20 protein-coding genes are annotated in these 16731 nt (G+C 59.5%); 13 read left to right on the forward strand and 7 right to left on the reverse strand.

The window, feature by feature from the left end; all coding sequences use genetic code 11:
- Positions 1 to 13: 13 nt before the first annotated feature.
- The 3 genes from ACXAGD_RS02645 to ACXAGD_RS02655 all read right to left on the reverse strand — a co-directional run bounded on the left by ACXAGD_RS02645 (position 14) and on the right by ACXAGD_RS02655 (position 2754).
- A complete protein-coding gene (locus ACXAGD_RS02645) occupies positions 14 to 568 on the reverse strand; it encodes a GNAT family N-acetyltransferase (protein WP_475208322.1) in 555 nt (184 codons plus the stop codon).
- Positions 569 to 2074 (reverse strand): signal recognition particle protein, encoded by a 1506-nt coding sequence (ffh, locus tag ACXAGD_RS02650; RefSeq protein WP_475208324.1) that lies wholly within the window; start codon positions 2072 to 2074, stop codon positions 569 to 571. It lies immediately after the preceding gene.
- A 161-nt stretch (positions 2075 to 2235) separates the two neighbouring features.
- The gene (locus ACXAGD_RS02655) at positions 2236 to 2754 is read right to left on the reverse strand and encodes a hypothetical protein (protein WP_475208325.1); all 519 of its coding nucleotides are present in this window, start codon (positions 2752 to 2754) and stop codon (positions 2236 to 2238) included.
- An 88-nt stretch (positions 2755 to 2842) separates the two neighbouring features.
- On the opposite strand from ACXAGD_RS02655, the gene ACXAGD_RS02660 reads away from it, so the two are divergent.
- Positions 2843 to 3373 (forward strand): prolyl-tRNA synthetase associated domain-containing protein, encoded by a 531-nt coding sequence (locus ACXAGD_RS02660; RefSeq protein ID WP_475208326.1) that lies wholly within the window; start codon positions 2843 to 2845, stop codon positions 3371 to 3373.
- Between the two features lie 76 nt (positions 3374 to 3449).
- Here the strand turns inward: ACXAGD_RS02660 and ACXAGD_RS02665 are convergent, their stop codons facing one another.
- Positions 3450 to 4031 carry an FMN-dependent NADH-azoreductase gene (locus tag ACXAGD_RS02665; protein WP_475208327.1) on the reverse strand — a complete coding sequence of 194 codons (582 nt, stop codon included), beginning with the start codon at positions 4029 to 4031 and terminating at the stop codon, positions 3450 to 3452.
- A 119-nt stretch (positions 4032 to 4150) separates the two neighbouring features.
- Between ACXAGD_RS02665 and ACXAGD_RS02670 the strand changes: the two genes are divergently transcribed.
- The 4 genes from ACXAGD_RS02670 (at position 4151) to ACXAGD_RS02685 (ending at position 6783) form a co-directional block, all read left to right on the forward strand.
- Positions 4151 to 5029 carry a LysR family transcriptional regulator gene (locus ACXAGD_RS02670; RefSeq protein ID WP_475208328.1) on the forward strand — a complete coding sequence of 293 codons (879 nt, stop codon included), beginning with the start codon at positions 4151 to 4153 and terminating at the stop codon, positions 5027 to 5029.
- Positions 5026 to 5940 carry a DMT family transporter gene (locus tag ACXAGD_RS02675; protein WP_475208330.1) on the forward strand — a complete coding sequence of 305 codons (915 nt, stop codon included), beginning with the start codon at positions 5026 to 5028 and terminating at the stop codon, positions 5938 to 5940. Before ACXAGD_RS02670 ends, ACXAGD_RS02675 begins: the two co-directional genes overlap by 4 nt.
- Before the next feature lie 59 nt (positions 5941 to 5999).
- Complete coding sequence (locus ACXAGD_RS02680; protein WP_475208331.1) at positions 6000 to 6281, forward strand: hypothetical protein; 282 nt, start codon at positions 6000 to 6002, stop codon at positions 6279 to 6281.
- A gap of 88 nt (positions 6282 to 6369) precedes the next feature.
- On the forward strand, positions 6370 to 6783 hold the full coding sequence (locus ACXAGD_RS02685; protein WP_475208332.1) for a universal stress protein: 414 nt from the start codon (positions 6370 to 6372) through the stop codon (positions 6781 to 6783).
- Positions 6784 to 6785: 2 nt separating this feature from the next.
- Here ACXAGD_RS02685 and ACXAGD_RS02690 read toward each other — a convergent pair whose 3' ends face one another.
- Positions 6786 to 7121, reverse strand: coding sequence for an ArsR/SmtB family transcription factor (locus ACXAGD_RS02690; RefSeq protein WP_475212471.1), 336 nt, complete (start codon positions 7119 to 7121; stop codon positions 6786 to 6788).
- Between the two features lie 231 nt (positions 7122 to 7352).
- Here ACXAGD_RS02690 and ACXAGD_RS02695 point away from each other — a divergent pair, with 231 nt between their 5' ends.
- From ACXAGD_RS02695 to ACXAGD_RS02715, 5 genes are all read left to right on the forward strand, one after another.
- Complete coding sequence (locus tag ACXAGD_RS02695) at positions 7353 to 7685, forward strand: AtpZ/AtpI family protein (protein WP_475208333.1); 333 nt, start codon at positions 7353 to 7355, stop codon at positions 7683 to 7685.
- A gap of 2 nt (positions 7686 to 7687) precedes the next feature.
- Positions 7688 to 8443 carry a F0F1 ATP synthase subunit A gene (locus ACXAGD_RS02700; RefSeq protein ID WP_475208335.1) on the forward strand — a complete coding sequence of 252 codons (756 nt, stop codon included), beginning with the start codon at positions 7688 to 7690 and terminating at the stop codon, positions 8441 to 8443.
- A 48-nt stretch (positions 8444 to 8491) separates the two neighbouring features.
- Positions 8492 to 8716: a F0F1 ATP synthase subunit C gene (locus ACXAGD_RS02705; RefSeq protein WP_005981269.1), complete on the forward strand. Its 225-nt coding sequence runs from the start codon at positions 8492 to 8494 to the stop codon at positions 8714 to 8716.
- 86 nt (positions 8717 to 8802) lie between these two features.
- Positions 8803 to 9354 carry a F0F1 ATP synthase subunit B' gene (locus tag ACXAGD_RS02710; RefSeq protein WP_475208336.1) on the forward strand — a complete coding sequence of 184 codons (552 nt, stop codon included), beginning with the start codon at positions 8803 to 8805 and terminating at the stop codon, positions 9352 to 9354.
- Positions 9355 to 9359: 5 nt separating this feature from the next.
- Positions 9360 to 9920 carry a F0F1 ATP synthase subunit B gene (locus tag ACXAGD_RS02715; protein WP_475208337.1) on the forward strand — a complete coding sequence of 187 codons (561 nt, stop codon included), beginning with the start codon at positions 9360 to 9362 and terminating at the stop codon, positions 9918 to 9920.
- A 117-nt stretch (positions 9921 to 10037) separates the two neighbouring features.
- Here ACXAGD_RS02715 and ACXAGD_RS02720 read toward each other — a convergent pair whose 3' ends face one another.
- A complete protein-coding gene (locus ACXAGD_RS02720; RefSeq protein WP_475208338.1) occupies positions 10038 to 10526 on the reverse strand; it encodes a metal-dependent hydrolase in 489 nt (162 codons plus the stop codon).
- The gene (locus ACXAGD_RS02725; protein ID WP_475208339.1) at positions 10526 to 11296 is read right to left on the reverse strand and encodes a FadR/GntR family transcriptional regulator; all 771 of its coding nucleotides are present in this window, start codon (positions 11294 to 11296) and stop codon (positions 10526 to 10528) included. The genes ACXAGD_RS02720 and ACXAGD_RS02725 overlap by 1 nt, the downstream gene beginning before the upstream one ends.
- Positions 11297 to 11443: 147 nt before the next feature.
- Here ACXAGD_RS02725 and ACXAGD_RS02730 point away from each other — a divergent pair, with 147 nt between their 5' ends.
- The 3 genes from ACXAGD_RS02730 (at position 11444) to ACXAGD_RS02740 (ending at position 16690) form a co-directional block, all read left to right on the forward strand.
- Positions 11444 to 12643 carry an aminotransferase-like domain-containing protein gene (locus ACXAGD_RS02730; protein WP_475208340.1) on the forward strand — a complete coding sequence of 400 codons (1200 nt, stop codon included), beginning with the start codon at positions 11444 to 11446 and terminating at the stop codon, positions 12641 to 12643.
- 44 nt (positions 12644 to 12687) lie between these two features.
- Positions 12688 to 13095, forward strand: a complete 408-nt coding sequence (locus ACXAGD_RS02735) for a hypothetical protein (RefSeq protein ID WP_475208341.1) — start codon at positions 12688 to 12690, stop codon at positions 13093 to 13095.
- 139 nt (positions 13096 to 13234) lie between these two features.
- Positions 13235 to 16690, forward strand: a complete 3456-nt coding sequence (locus tag ACXAGD_RS02740) for a chromosome segregation SMC family protein (protein WP_475208342.1) — start codon at positions 13235 to 13237, stop codon at positions 16688 to 16690.
- The last annotated feature ends 41 nt before the right edge of the window (positions 16691 to 16731 follow it).

Here is a 16731-nt window from a genome sequence, read left to right on the forward strand (position 1 = left end):
AAAGCGGTGTGGGTCATGCGTAGGCCTCCATACCGCCATTCACCAGATCGTCTGGGGCGGGGTGGCGCCAGATTTCGGTGGTGCCGAATTTCGGGTGCTCGTAGTGATAGTCGAGCTGGGCGCCCAACCGTTTGGCAACGGCTTTGCTGGCGTCGTTGTCCGGGTCGATCAGCGAGATCGCGGTTTCCCAGCCCAGAATGTCATAAGCGTGGGTGCGCGCGGCCAAGGCGGCTTCGGTCGCGTAGCCTTTGCCGGTGGCATAGGTCATCAGCGTCCACCCGACCTCGGGCTCGGGCCAGCCTTCGGGGAACCAAAGGCCGACACGGCCGACATAGATGCCGGTGTCTTTTTCCTCGACCCCCCAAAAGCCAAAGCCGCGGATGGCCCAATGCCCCAGCAGCATGGCGATTGACCGCCATGTCTCATCCCGACGCAGCGGGCCGCCAACATACTTGGCGGCGTCCGAGGCGAAAAACTCGGCCTCAGCGTCAAGGTCGGCCACGGACGGCGCGCGCAGGATCAAGCGCTCTGTTTCAAGCCGGGGGATATGAAGGGCGAGGGCTGTCATTTACTTCTTCTTGCCAAACCCGCTGAGGCCAGAGGGCAGCCCCATGCCGCCACCCATGCCAGGCATGCCGGGCATCTTGCCGCCCATCGCTTTGGCCGCCTGTTCCAGTGCCTTGGGGTCCATGCCTGCTGCCATTTCCTCGGGGCTGGGGCCACCTTTGCCGAACATGCCTTTCATGGCCTGTTTCAGCATCTTGCCTTTGCCCATTTTGCCCATCTTCTTCATCATGTCCGACATCTGCCGATGCATTTTGAGCAATTTGTTGAGGTCGCTGACCTCCATGCCCGAACCGGCGGCGATACGTTTCTTGCGGCTCGCCTGAAGCAGTTGCGGGTTGGCCCGTTCGCGTTTGGTCATGGATTGGATCATGGCGATCTGCTGGCGCAGGATCTTGTCGTCGAGACCTGCCTGATCCATCTGCTTGGCCATCTTGCCCATGCCCGGCATCATGCCCATCATGCCCTGCATGCCGCCCATCTGGATCATTTGTTCCAGCTGCATTTTCAGGTCGTTCATGTTGAACTGACCTTTGACCATGCGCTTCATCATGCGCTCGGTCTGTTCCATCTCCATCGTTTCCTGGGCTTTTTCGACCAGGGCAACGATGTCGCCCATGCCCAGAATACGACCGGCGATCCGGTCAGGCTCGAAGGTTTCGAGGGCGTCCATCTTTTCGCCCAGACCGACAAAGCGGATCGGTTTGCCAGTGACTGCGCGCATTGACAGCGCCGCACCGCCACGGCCGTCACCGTCCATCCGGGTCAGAACTACGCCCGAGATGCCGACCTTGGCGTCAAACTCTTCGGCCACTTCAACAGCAACCTGACCCGTCAGGCCGTCAACGACCAACAAGGTTTCGCGCGGGTCGACCGCATTGCGGACCTGCTCGACCTCATCCATCAGTACTTCGTCGATATGTAGACGGCCCGCGGTATCAAGCATGTAGACGTCATAGCCGCCCAGCGTCGCCTGTTGCTTGGCGCGCTTGGCGATGTCGACGGGTTTCTGACCGGGAACGATCGGCAGTGTATCGACGCCGACCTGCGTGCCCAGAACAGCCAACTGATCCATCGCCGCCGGGCGATAGACGTCGAGCGAGGCCATCAGGACCTTCTTGCCTTCTTTCTCTTTCAGGCGTTTGGCCAACTTACCGGTGGTGGTCGTCTTACCCGAACCCTGTAGACCAACCATCAGGATCGGAGCAGGTGGGTTGTCGATCTTCAGTTTGCCGGGGTCTTCCTCGCCACGCAGGGTGTCGACCAGCGCGTCGTGCACGATCTTGACGACCTGCTGACCGGGGGTGATCGACTTGGTGACCGCCTGACCGGTGGCCTGTTCCTGTACCTTCTTGACGAACGCACGGGCCACCGGCAGCGAGACGTCTGCCTCAAGCAGGGCAACGCGAACCTCGCGCAGGGCGGTCTTGACGTCTTCTTCGGACAGGGCACCCTGTTTGGTCAGTCGGTCAAAGACGCCGGAAAGGCGTTCGGATAGATTTTCAAACATGCCTTCGGCCTCCTTAGCCGGTTATCTGGTGGCATTTCCTAGGTAGGAAACACCGGTTAAATACACAATTGCCCCCACGGGCGAAACTCGCTGGTGGGGGGCGATCCCTGAACGACTCAAGGGACCGGAAGGTTAGACGCTTCCGGATGTTTGGAGGGGATTTAGGCGGATTGGCTGTCGGAGTCAACCTCGTGTGCCGGAAGCCAATCGTTGACCGCATCAACCATCCGTTGCGCGCCTCGCCCGCTGACATAGGCTTCGACAATCGGGTGGCGACCGGCGCTCATACCCTTGTCTAGGATCAGAACGGGGCGATGCATCTTGGACGTGGTCCTGTCGCGGCGCGAGGTGGTGGTTTCCACCTCGGCATGGGACAGGTTCGACAGCTCATGTTCTACGGTGTCATATCCAAAGATCGATTGGCGACGGATCACGATGCTGTCTTGGCTGCGGTCCAATATGACCTGAACGCGGCGCACAAAGACGCAGAATGCGCCAAAGCCCATCCCCCCGCCGAAGACTGCAAAGAAGATGCCGAACAATATGCCCTCACCACCCTCGCTGGCCATGAACAAACCAGCCCCAACAAAACAAAGGACAAAAAGCACCAGCGTGATGCCGATGAACCAGGGCGTGTTGGACAGTATCAATTGATTTGGGGTGTTTCGCGTCACTTTCATGGCGGCACGCTAACACTGAATTCTGGCACTGTCGTGGCTTGAATTCGTCCGCGTGTTGCGCGATGAGCGCGCCAAACAGGAGGCTCTCATGGACGCATCATCCGCTTTTCAGGACTCACTACCGCTTAGCTCGGACGCGCTCTTGGCGCAGCTGGATGATTGGGGTCTGACATATCGTCTGCACACCCATGTGCCGCTGCGCACGGTTGAGGATTCAAAGTCGGTCGAGGATCAGTTCATGGTGCCGGGTGAGAATGCTCTGCGCCTGAAGAACCTTTACTTGCGCGACAAGAAAAAGCGGAACTATCTGGTGACGCTTGAACAAAGCCGCGAGATTGACCTCAAGGCGCTGGGCACAGAGCTAGGTGTGGGCAACCTTTCCTTCGGTTCGGCAGACCGGTTGTTGCAAAATCTCGGTATCCGCCCCGGAGCGGTCAGCCCGTTGGCGATGATCAACGGGGTGCAGAACAACGTGCGGTTCTTCATGGATAGCGCGGCGCAGCAGGCCGATGTCATCTATATGCACCCGCTGGTCAATGACCGAACCGTCGCGATGGCGCTGACCGATCTGATGGCCTTTTACGAACGGGTTGGCTGTGAGGTAACCTGGCTGCCTTAATCAGCGCAGTACAATAGAAACGTCCAGCCTGAGCAATTACAGGCTGGACGCATCCGGTTTCAAATGTTGATGGCGATCAGGCCGCCAGTTCCAAAACGGCCTTCTGTGCCTTGGCCAACGTGGTTTCAGCGTCCAGAGCCATCTGGTCAGCGGCTACTACGTCCACATCGTGAATGCCGATAAAACCCAGCACATGTTTGGCATAGTTGGTGGCGAAATCGACCTCGGACCCGACGGGGACACCACCCGACGCAATGGCCAGAACCGCGCGTTTGCCTTCCAACAGGCCCTTTGGGCCGTTTTCGGTGTAGCTAAAGGTCAGACCGGCACGAGCCACCAGATCGATCCAGGCTTTGAACGCTGCAGGCACTGAGAAGTTGTAGATCGGCAGGCCAACGACGATGGTGTCGGCCTCTTGCAGTTCGTTCACCAGCGTATCCGACAGCGCCAGCTGATCGCGCTGGGTCTCGTCACGCTGATCGGCGGGGGTGAAGTTAGCATTGATCCAGTCTTCGTTCAGCAGGGGCAGGTGGCTGGCGAGGTCGCGGCGGATGATGCGCGCGGCGCCCAGATGCTTGACGATGCGATCGGACAGATCACGGGTGGCAGAGCCTTCGCGGCGGGCTGAGGCATCGATGTGCAGGATAGTTTTGGTCATTTCTCTAGGTCCTTGTGGGTGCGGATTTTTCGTCTGACCCCAATATGGATGTTGCGTACGTGAACAAAAGTCGGATACATCAACAGTTGATGTTGGAATTTGCACATTAAGGTGGCGCCGTGGACAACTGGGACGAAGTGAGAACCGCCTATCAAGTGGCCCGCATGGGCACTGTCAGCGGCGCGGCCGAGGTGTTGGGTGTGCACCATGCGACGGTGATCCGCCACATTGACGCAATCGAGGCGCGGCTGGGCGTCAAGCTGTTCCAGCGCCACGCGCGCGGCTATACCCCCACTGAGGCTGGGGAGGACTTGTTGCGTGTCGCGCAGGCGACCGAAGATCAGTTCAATCAATTGATCGGGCGGATGAAGGGGCGTGGCGACGATGTCGGGGGTGAGTTGGTCGTGACGTCTCTGTCCTCATTGGCGCCTTTGGTGGTGCCGGTGCTCAGTGAGTTTCAGCGCCTGCACCCCGGTCTGATCGTGCGCTACCTGACCGGAGACCGCCTGTTCCGTCTTGAATATGGCGAGGCGCATGTGGCTATTCGAGCGGGATCCGCTCCGGATCAGCCGGACAACGTCGTGCAGCCGTTCATCACCCAAGAGGTCGGGCTATTCGCTAGCAATGACTACGTGGACCGCTATGGGAAGCCCTCGGGGGTTGAGGATTTTAATAACCATTACTTCGTGAGCACTGATGACGAAAACAGCCGGGCTCCGTTTTCCCGCTGGTTGCGTACAACGGTGCCTGCCAAGAACATCACCTTTCGCTGCACCAACAATTTCTGCATTCGTGAGGCCGTTCTGTCCGGTGCCGGGATCGGCTTTATGGCGCGATGGGAGGCAGCCCGTGACCCGAATCTGATCGAGGTGATCGACCCGCTGCCGGAATGGTTTGGAAACCTTTGGCTGGTGACCCATGTGGACCTACACCGCACCACCAAGGTTCAGAGCTTCCTGACGTTCCTTAAGGACAAGTCCAAGGGCTGGCTGGCGTGAGCCCTCAAGCGCAGGGCCACCTGGCCATGCTTGTGTTTTCGTCCTTGGTCGCGGGCAGCTTTTCGCTGGGCTCAATGGTCGCAAACCAGATCGCGCCCGAGGCCCTTACGGCAGCACGCTTTTTGATCGCGGCGCTGGTGATTGGGGCGGCTGCGCTGATGACTACAGGACTGCCGCGCAGCGCGGCACAGGCACCGTGGCGATATCTGGTGTTGGGTGGGCTGTTTGCCACGTATTTCGTGCTGATGTTTCATGGCTTGAAAACCGCGCCACCGGTCAGTGCGGCGGCAGTTTTCACGCTGACACCGGTGATGTCGGCCATTGCGGGCTGGGTGCTTTTGCGGCAGATCACGACGCCACGTATGGCGCTTGCCCTGACGGTGGGTGCTCTGGGCGCGCTCTGGGTCATTTTCCGCGCGGATTGGCAGGCGTTTACGGCGTTCCAGATTGACCGTGGTGAGATCATCTATTTCTGGGGCTGCATCGCGCATGCAATCTACACACCGATGGTGCGTAAGCTGAACCGGGGAGAACCTGCAGTGGTGTTCAGTTTTGGCACCATGGTGGCGGGGTGCCTGCTATTGCTCCTGTATGCGTGGTCCGATATCCGCGCGACGGATTGGGCTAACTTGCCGCTAATCGTTTGGGTCGGGCTGTTATACTTGTCGGTGTTCGCCACGGCCGCCAGTTTTGTTCTGGTGCAGTTCTCAGCGTTGCGTCTGCCCTCGGCCAAGGTCATGGCCTATACCTATCTGGTGCCCAGCTGGGTGATCCTTTGGGAAATCGCGTTGGGGCAGACGCCGCCACCTGCGCTGGTCCTGGTCGGTGCGCTTCTCACCGTCATGGCGCTCGTGCTGTTGCTGAAGGTCGAGGATCAGCCCCGGGCAACGTCAAAGCCTGCCTCGGAATAAATGTTGCGTTTGTTTCGGTTTGTGGCAGCTTTGCAGAAAGGTGGTACAGGGGTATTCTGATGAAACCGGCATTTTTTCTGATCGCGATAGCAGGGCTTGCAGCTTGTACCGAGCCCGCCCCCAGCAATACGGTCTCTGACGCGGACCTGAAGGGCAGCTGCGAGGCGCTAGTGTCTGCTGAGACCGGTGTACGCCCCGAGGATGTATCAGCAGGGTCGACCGAAAAAGCCCCGACGGGTTCGGTCACAACCGTTTCGGTTGTCGGAGCACAGGCACCGTGGCTGTGTCGGGCCGATCCGTTTGGGGTAATCACCGGCGTGGAATACAGTCAGGAGGGATAGCCTGAATCACGGATACCCTCTGGCGTTGCGTTAGATCAATGTGCTCATATTCGGCTTTCCCTATGCTTTGCATGAGGAGGAATTCGCCATGTACACTCACATTATGTTTCCAGTTGACCTGCATCTTCCGCCAGAGGTTCGAAAAGCCGCCGATGTTGCCGCCGAAGTTGCCAAGTGGCAGGGGGCCAGGATTACCGTCGTTAGCGTAACGGGAACCCAGCCCGGTGATCCCGTTCAGACGGACGCAAAAGTCAATGAAGACCTGCGCGCTTTTGCAGACCAACTCGCCAATAACAGTGGGACGGATGTCGCATGTCGAAACATCCATTCTGTCGATGTTGCGGCTGAGGTCGATGGTGATCTAGCTCGCGCTGCCGAAGAAATTGGTGCCGACCTGATCGTCGTTGGTACCCATGCTCCACGGATCACCGACTATATCTTTTCAAGCCACGCAGGGTATCTGGCCAATCATGCGAAAGTGTCGGTCTTCGTCGTGCGCTAGGATCAGGGATCGTCAGCGGTGGGTAGTTCGGTTTCCAAAAACCGCTCGAACGCATCCAGATTGACCGGTTCGAATTGTCCGAACCCTTGCATCCACACCGACGCCGCACGTAGGGCGTCGGGTTCCAGCTTGCACCATTTCACCCGGCCGCGTTTCTCCTGACTAATCAATCCGGCTTTGGTCAGGATGACCAGATGTTTCGAGATCGCGGCCAGCGACATCTCGAACGGTTCCGCGACATCGGTGACGGCCATGTCATCCTCAAGCAGCATCGCCAGAATGGCGCGGCGCGTGGGGTCGGCTAGGGCCGCGAAAACGGTATCGAGATCGTTGGACATGTTCCCGCTGAACCACAGCGTCTGGGTTTGGTCAACCATTTGGTTGAATATGCGGATTCAATACATTTGAGCCGGTTAAATGGGATGGGCCGGTTTTAGTGGCCACCATATTTCGCAAAAAATCATTTTATAACAAATATTTAGCCTGCGTCATTTCGGGCGATCAACGCCGTTGACTCTGCGCCCTTCGCCCCTTAGCACCATGCCCAAGACTGTGCGAGGGAAACGCCCGTGACCGATGATGACCAAAAGCAGCGTATGGCGCAGCTGGAGGCTAAGATCGACGCGGCGAAAAAGGCCAAAGCGCCGAAACCCCGTGCGGACGCTGACGTCTCGGGCGGAGAGCTTGCCTGGAGGATGGTCATCGAAATGGTATCCGGTCTGGGGATCGGATTTGGTATCGGATACGGGCTGGACAGCCTGCTCGGGACAATCCCGATCTTCCTGGTGCTATTCACATTGCTGGGCCTTGTCGCGGGCGTGAAGGTTATGCTCCGCAGCGCGAAAGAGGCTCAAGAGAAACAAACGGCAGCGACGGCTGCCGAGAAGGACGAGAGGGACTGAACGTGGCAACTGAGACCACCGCAGCAGAAGGCAGCAGCCTGGTATTCCACCCGATGGACCAGTTCATCGTCAAACCTCTGTTTGGTGGTGATATTGCTTGGTACACGCCCACAAACGTGACTCTTTGGCTGTTCTTCGCGATCCTGGCCATCATCGGTCTGCTGGTTCTGAGCACTTCAAAGCGTGCTATCGTCCCGACCCGGATGCAGTCGATCGCCGAACTGACCTACGGCTTCATCTACAAGATGCTGGAGGACATTTGCGGTAAGGAAGGTGTGAAGTTCTTCCCCTATGTCATGACCCTGTTCATGTTCATCGTAAGTGCGAACTTCCTGGGCCTGATCCCGACCTCTTTCACCACCACGTCGCACTTTGCGGTCACCATCCCGCTGGCACTGGCCGTGTTCCTGACCGTGACGGTCCTGGGCTTCGTCAAGAATGGCGCCGCTTTCCTGGGCTTGTTTTGGGTCTCTAGCGCGCCGCTGGCGCTGCGCCCGATCCTGGCGATCATTGAGCTGATTTCGTACTTCGTACGCCCGGTCAGCCACTCCATTCGTCTTGCTGGTAACGTCATGGCAGGCCATGCGGTTATTAAGGTTTTCGCAGGCTTCGCCGCGGTTGCCGTGATCTCGCCCGTGTCCGTTCTGGCGATTACCGCAATGTACGGCCTTGAGGTCCTGGTGGCCTTCATTCAGGCCTACGTATTCACCATTCTGACCTGTGTTTATCTGAAAGATGCGCTGCATCCTTCGCACTAAGGTCCGATACCCCAACATCGAAACTTCCAATTCGTAAGGAGATACATCATGGAAGGCGATCTCGCACACATCGGCGCAGGCCTGGCAGCAATCGGTTCCGGCGCAGCCGCAATCGGGGTGGGCAACGTTGCAGGCAACTTCCTGGCCGGCGCCCTTCGCAACCCTTCGGCGGCTGCTTCGCAGACCGCAACCCTCTTCATCGGTATCGCATTCGCAGAAGCGCTGGGCATCTTTGCATTCCTGGTCTCGCTGCTGCTGATGTTCGCCGTCTAATCTGCGGAACCTGATCCTTACGCGCAGGTGGGCCCAAGCCATAGCGGCCCACCTGTTGTAAAGACAACGTTCCGACGGAGGACATCATGGCGACTGAACCCATTAGCGAAGAAGTAGTAGGCGCGTGCGTCGACTCGCATGGCTCTGCCATCGGGATGCCGCAGCTCTGCTTCGATTGGTTCCCCAACCAGATTTTCTGGCTGGTCATCACGCTGGTCGTCATCTTTCTGGTCCTGTCTCGCGTGGCTCTGCCCCGCATCGCGGCAATCCTGGCTGAACGTCAGGGGACCATTACAAATGACCTGGCTGCGGCCGAAGATCTGAAGGCCAAGGCGGTCGAGGCCGAAGAGGCCTATAACAAGGCGCTGGCCGATGCCCGTGCCGAAGCGCAGCGTATCGCTGCCGAAGCCCGTGCAGAAATCCAGGCTGGTCTGGATGACGCGATTGCCAAGGCTGACGCGGAAATCGCTGCAAAGGCGGCTGAATCGGAAAAGGCAATTGCCGACATCCGTGCCGGTGCGCTGGAAAGCATTCAAGTGGTTGCCAAGGACACGGCGGCTGAACTGGTGACCGCACTGGGCGGCGAGGCGGATGCTTCGACCATCGACAGTGCCGTTGACGCGCAGATGAAAGGATAAGTGACATGCGGAACACTCTTGCCCTTATCCTGACCGTCGGTGCAGCCAGTCCTGCATTCGCTGCAAGCGGCCCGTTCTTCTCGCTTGGCAACACCGACTTTGTGGTCCTTCTGGGCTTCATCGTTTTCATCGCGGTCCTGTTCTATTTCAAGGTCCCGGGCATGATCGGTGGTGCGCTGGACAACCGTGCCGCTGGCATCAAGTCCGAACTCGACGAAGCCCGCGCCCTGCATGAAGAAGCGCGCAGCCTGCTGGCCTCGTACGAGCGCAAGCAGCGTGAAGTGCAGACGCAGGCGGACGCCATCGTGGCTGCTGCGAAAGACGACGCCGCTCTGGCCGCTGAACAGGCCAAAGCTGATCTGGAAAAATCCATCGCACGCCGTCTGGCAGCTGCGCAGGATCAGATCGCATCGGCGGAAGCCTCGGCTGTGAAGGAAGTTCGTGATCAGGCCATTACCGTTGCTGTTTCTGCAGCAAACGCAGTTCTGGCCAAGCAGATGACGGCGACACAGGCGAACAAGCTGATCGATGCGGCGATTGCCGATGTAGGTGAAAAGCTGCACTAAGCATTGCCCAGTATGAACTTTGAGCGACCCGGTAGATTTCTGCCGGGTTTGCCATTTTTGGGATAAGGATTTGCTGGAGACGACAATCAGGTTGCCGCTCCATCCCGAAACCCAACCTTAACCCACGCGCGCTGGTCTGTTTTTGCCCGCGAAAAACACGACCACGGCCAGTACGGTAATCGCGATCTCAACCATGAATGTCCAATGGTTGAGGAAAGAGAGTATCCAGTGCGAATGCGTGGCCTCAACGGTCACCAGAGGGTGGGAGAAATCTGAAAGCGGCCAAAGCCAGGTGATTTCTCCGACGATGGAATCCAGCGCCATATGGACCAGTCCACCAGCGCCAAAGAATGCCACGACGCGTCCCGCCTGCGTCCATCGCAACCCGATCATTAGTCCCGCCAACACAATTCCTACCCACAATACCGGGCGATGTGTCAGGTAAGCGTGGTGGTGATGGGCGCGGTTATCGACCAGATAGAACCATAGCATGTCCAGATCCGGTGCGACCGCGCCGAGCATCGCTGCTGCAAAGACAGTTTTCCCGACATTCGGCGTGACCGCCCGAAAGACCAGATAGGCGCCTGGTAAATGCCCGATAAACATTAGGCCTGACCCGTCTCGTGTTGTAGCCGTTGCTGCGCGATAGCCTCGTTGCGCTGTGCCTTCAGATGGTCTTCCATGCACCGCTGGACAAAGCTGAGATGCTTGTGAATTGCGTCGCGCGCACCTTCGGCGTCGCGGGCCTGCAGGGCGGTGTTGATGGCGCGGTGCTGATCCAGAATGGCTCCGCGCGTGGTTTGCTGCTGGAACATGATCTGTCGGTTGTAGAACACACCTTGTTGCAGTAGCTCGTACATTGACCGCATCATGTGCAGCATCACCACGTTGTGGCTGGCCTCAATGATGGCCATGTGAAACTGGGCGTCCAGTTGCGCCTCATCCTCAGAGGCGTTGCGTTCATGGGCGGCCTGCATCTTGTCGAATATCGCCTGCACGACCTTCAGATCGCTGTCCGATCCAAGCCGTGCAGCGCGTTCGGCGGCCAGGCCTTCAAGATCCTTGCGGAATGAAAGGTAGTCAAAAACGGCCTCATCGTGACTGCCGAACAAACGGACCAGCGCCGGGGAAAAGGCCGATCCAAGAACTTCGGCCACATAGATGCCTGACCCAGCCTTGGCGGACAGCAGCCCCTGATCCTGCAGGTTCGAGATCGCCTCGCGCAGCGAGGGTCGTGACACGCCCAGCCGTTCTGCCAGCTCACGTTCCGCCGGAAGCCGTTCGCCCGGGCGAAGGATGCCGCGCAGGATCAGCATCTCGATCTGTTTTACCACCGCGATGGACAGTTTTTCGGGCTGGATTTTTTGAAAAGGCATGGGGGCAATCCGAAATTGGTCAATTCATATGACCACGTATTCCTGGTTGGTACAAGAACGGCCGATCACCTGTTTTGTTACAGTAGGTCAGAATTATTGACATTAATGGCGCCGCGCCTAGTCTGCCCGGCATAGAGGAGGAGACCCATGTCGACGAAAGACCTGTTTGCCACGCGGGCGTCACGGATGAAGGCGTCCGAGATCCGCGAATTGCTCAAACTGCTGGACCAGCCAGGGATCATTTCCTTTGCCGGCGGCATTCCCGATCCGGCTCGGTTCCCGGCGGATGGATTTGCGTTGGCGTTCCAAAACGCATTGGGGGCTGAGAGCCAGGCGCAGGCGCTACAATACTCTGTCAGCGAAGGCTATGTGCCGTTGCGCGAATGGCTGGTCGATCACATGCGTCAGATCGGAGTCGAATGCGAGTTGGACAACATCCTGATCACCTCGGGCTCACAGCAGGCGCTGGACTACCTTGGCAAGCTCTATCTGTCGCCGGGTGACACAGCACTGGTTGGTTGGCCCACATATCTGGGCGCATTGGCAGCCTTCAACGCGTACGAGCCACGTTTTGACCGGCTCAGCATCAATGGCAATCGCGGCGCTGCGGAATACAGGGCAGCAGCAGGCGAGGGGACGGTGAAGTTTGCCTATCTCTCACCAGACTTCGCCAACCCGACAGGGGAAACCGTTGACTTGCGCAGGCGCGAAGCCCTGTTGGATCTAGCCGAAGACCTGAACTGTGCCGTCATCGAAGACGGCGCCTATCAAGCCCTGCGCTATGACGGAGAGGAGATCCCTCCGGTTCTGGCTCTGGAACTGGCGCGGAAGGGGTCGATAGAGAACTGCCGGACGATCTATTGCGGCAGCTTCTCGAAAACCCTGTCCCCGGGTTTGCGTGTTGGGTGGGTTGTGGCGGCCAAGCCGGTGATCTCGCAGCTGGTGCTGATGAAACAGGCCGCCGATCTGCATTCTGCAACGATCAATCAGATGGCCATCAACGGGGTGGCACGAGCCTGCTTTGACACTCATATCCCAATGTTGCGCCGCGTTTACGGTGCGCGCCGCGATGCGATGCTGGAGGCATTGAAACAGCACATGCCGGACGGGGTCGAGTGGACCAAACCCGAAGGTGGCATGTTCATTTGGGTGACCCTGCCCAAGGGCACTGTCGGAACCGATCTGTTGGCGCGGGCGCTTGAGACGGTCAAGGTGGCCTTTGTCCCCGGCCAGGCGTTTTTTCCGGACGAGTCCGGTGCCAATACGATCCGGCTGAGTTTTTCGAACTCGGACGAGGATACGATCCGCGAGGGTATCCGTCGTTTAGGGGACGTGTTGCGCGCCTGAAACTGGAAAGGTTCTGTTAACCATATAGCGGCTAGGCTGGCTGCATGATCCGGTACCTTTCCCTCCTCGTGCTGGCCGCTTGTTCGGCCGGCACGCCTTATTTTCGCGATGTGCCTGCCACACGGATTGCGGTGAATGGCAGCGTGTTTGACGTGCGCGTCCGCGGGGAACTGGCCGAAGCGGTTCGGGTCAATATGCAGTACGCTCCCCGTCTGGGTCCGATCCGCGACCGGGCCGGGTTGGCGATGGCGCAAGTCTCGGGCTGTCCGATACTGGATGTGCTGGGTGATGCAGCGGTCACCGTAGGGGTGCTGGGATGCGACCGCGAAGCCGGGAAAAGGTTACTGCTGACGGCTGTATCCACCCCAAACTACGAATGCGTTGATTACGGCATCTATGAAAACATCGGCCGTGGCGAGGGTTATCAAGTATTCGAGTGTACGCCCTATTGAGATACGCGTATTCCTGCGCATTTCGGCAAGATATTGTGGATAAGTCGGCCTGATATCCCATATCCTGCGCAACTCCGTTGACTCAACCCCAATCGGTTGCGCAGACTTCCAGATATAGGAATCACGGGAATAATTGCCTTTGCGCTTCAGCAAACTCAAACTCACTGGCTTCAAAAGCTTTGTCGACCCGACCGATCTGATCATCGCGGATGGATTGACCGGTGTGGTGGGTCCCAATGGGTGTGGCAAATCCAACCTTCTGGAAGCTTTGCGCTGGGTGATGGGGGAAAATCGTCCCAAATCCATGCGCGGTGGGGCCATGGAGGATGTGATCTTTGCGGGGGCGGCCACGCGACCCGCACGCAACTTCGCCGAAGTGGTCCTGACCATGGACAACTCGGAGCGTCTGGCGCCGTCGGGTTTCAACGATAGCGATCAGCTTGAAATCGTGCGCCGCATCACCCGCGATGTCGGCAGTGCCTATAAGACCAACGGTAAGGACGTGCGCGCACGTGACGTTCAGATGCTGTTTGCCGATGCCTCGACCGGTGCACATTCACCTGCGCTGGTTGGGCAGAACCGCATTGCCGAGTTGATTAACGCCAAACCTCGCGCCCGCCGCCGTATTCTGGAAGAGGCCGCCGGGATCTCGGGCCTGTACCAGCGCCGTCACGAGGCCGAGCTAAAGCTGAAGGGCACTGAATCCAACCTGACCCGCGTTGACGACGTGCTTGAACAATTGGGTGGGCAACTGGCGCAGTTGGCGCGTCAGGCTCGACAGGCCGCGCGTTACCGCGAGATTGGGGAACAGCTGCGTCAGGCCGAAGGGATGCTGCTTTATCGCCGTTGGAAAGAGGCTGACATGGCCCGCCAGCAGGCCGAGGAAAAGCTGCGCGACCGGATCACCGAGGCGTCCCGCGCCGAGGCCGAAGCCCGCGCTGCCGCTACCAAGCGTGCCGAGATCGAGGAGACCCTGCCGCCTCTGCGTGAGGAAGAAGCCATTGCCGCTGCCGTCCTGCAACGTCAGCAGGTACAGCGTGACGCACTGTCAGATCAGGAGACCCGTGCTCGCCAGACCATCGAGACGCTGACCAACCGTATCCAGCAACTGGCCCATGATATCGAACGCGAGACCGGCCTGAACCGAGACGCGGGTCAGATGATCGAACGTCTGGAATGGGAGGCGCGCGAGCTTTCCAAAGCCGCTGAGGGCCACGATGACAAGGTGGCCGAGGCCGCCGAGATTGCGCGGGAAGCGGCCGCAGTTCTTCAGGATCGAGAAGATCACCTGTCGCAAGAAACCGAGGACATGGCCCGTCTGGTTGCCCGCCACCAGTCGGCGCAACGTCTGGTCGAAGACAGTCGCAAGACGCTGGCCCGGTCCGAGGGAGAAGAGGAAAAGGCCCGCGCGGCTGTGGATGAGGCGCGCGGTGCCCTGACCCGCGCCAGCGAGGCGTTCGAGGCGGCGCAAGAGGGCGAAGAAGAGGCCCGCGAAGCCGCTGAAGCCGCTGAAGAAGCGCTGGCCGCCGCTGATGAGCTGCGCAACGAAACGCAGGCGCGTGAGGCCGAGGCCCGGGCGCAACGCTCCGAGGCCGAGGGCGAGCTGGGTGCGATCCGCGCCGAAACTGGCGCACTGGCCAAGCTGGTTGAACGCGACACGGCTGAGGGCGGGCAGGTGCTTGACCTGCTGCGCGTCGAGCCCGGCTATGAAAAGGCTCTGGGCGCGGCTCTGGCTGATGATTTGCGCGCACCTCTGGTCGAAGGGGATGGTCCTTCGGGCTGGGTGCAGGTCGCGGGGTATGACGCCGATCAGCCCTTGCCGGACGGAGTTGAACCTCTGGCGTTGCATGTTTCCGGGCCAGATCGGCTCAGCCGTCGGATCGCACAGATCGGCCTAGTCGACGCGGATCAGGGTGCGCGGTTGCAGGCTTCGTTAAAACCCGGCCAACGGCTGGTGTCGCGCTCGGGCGACCTGTGGCGCTGGGACGGGTTCCGGGCCTGGGCCGAGGATGCACCTAGTGCAGCGGCCTTGCGTTTGGAACAGCTCAACAAGCTGGAAGCGCTGAAACAGGAACTTGCCCGGATCGAAGCGCAGGCCGATGGCGCCCGCGCCGCGCATGAGGCGCTGTCGCAGCAATTGGCCGACGTGACTGAAGCCGACCGCCGCGCGCGTGAGGCCCGCCGCGCTGCTGATCAGCGTATGGCAGAAACCGCACGCCAGCTCAGCCGGGCCGAAGCCGACCGCAATCTGGCGCAAGGTAAGTTGGAGACCCTGACCCTTGCCGTCGATCGCCACAAGGAAGACGCCATGTCGGCCCGCGCGCAACTGCGCGAGGCCGAGGGCGCGTTGAACGGGCTGGGTGACCTCGACAGCGCCCGTGCGCAGGTCGAGGACATCAAGCAAACAGTCGAGGCGGCGCGGATCACTATGCTGACTCACCGCTCGACCCATGATGAGCTGCGCCGCGAGGGAGAGGCTCGCACTCGCCGAACGCAGGAGGTGACTAAAGACCTGAGCGGTTGGAAACACCGTTTAGAAACCGCCGAGAAACGAATCTCCGAACTGGCGGAACGCAAGGAAAGCTCGGAAGAAGAACTGTCCGAGGCCATGGCCGCACCGGCTGAAATTGCCGAGGCGCGGGAAGAACTGAACGAGTTGATCGACGCCGCTGAGGCTCGCCGTGCTGAGGCCGCGGACAAGCTGGCCGAAGCCGAAACCCAACAACGCGAGGTCGTGATGGCCGAGCGGGATGCGGAACGTCTGGCTTCCGAGGCGCGTGAGACCCGGGCTGCGGCTGAAGCACGTTGTGATGCGGCTAAGGAAAGCGTCACCGCTGCGGCGGAACGTATTGCCGAGGATCAGCAACTGACGCCGAACCAGTTGCTGAACCAGTTGGATGTGAACCCCGACCAGATGCCCGCGGCCGATGCCCTTGAATCCGAAGTGAACCGCCACAAGCGTCAGCGCGATGCGATGGGGGCGGTGAACCTGCGGGCCGAAGAGGACAGCAAGGAAGTTCAGGAAGAATTCGACACGTTGAACACTGAAAAGGCTGATCTGGAAGAAGCGATCAAGGCCCTGCGCAGCGGCATCGCCAGCCTCAACCGTGAAGGGCGTGAGCGTTTGCTGACCGCGTTCGAACAGGTGAACTCGAACTTCGCCATGTTGTTCAAGCATCTGTTTGGTGGCGGTGAGGCCAATCTGGTCATGGTCGAAAGCGACGATCCGCTGGACGCGGGTCTTGAGATCATGTGCCAGCCGCCGGGCAAGAAGCTTTCAACCCTGAGCCTGCTGTCGGGCGGTGAACAAACCCTGACGGCCACAGCGCTGATCTTTGGCGTCTTCCTCGCCAATCCGGCCCCGATCTGTGTGCTGGACGAGGTCGACGCACCGCTGGACGACGCCAACGTGACCCGCTTCTGTGACCTTCTGGACGAGATGTGCCGCCAGACCGACACGCGGTTCCTGATCATCACCCACCACGCGGTGACAATGGCGCGGATGGACCGGCTGTTCGGTGTGACCATGCAGGAACAGGGCGTCAGCCAACTGGTGTCGGTCGATCTGAAAAAGGCCGAGCAGATGGTCGCCTGACCGCTCACTGCAACGTTATGACGATCTGCGACCGGGCAGGG

The sequence above is a fragment of the Ruegeria sp. ABF4_144 genome (genome assembly GCF_056160045.1).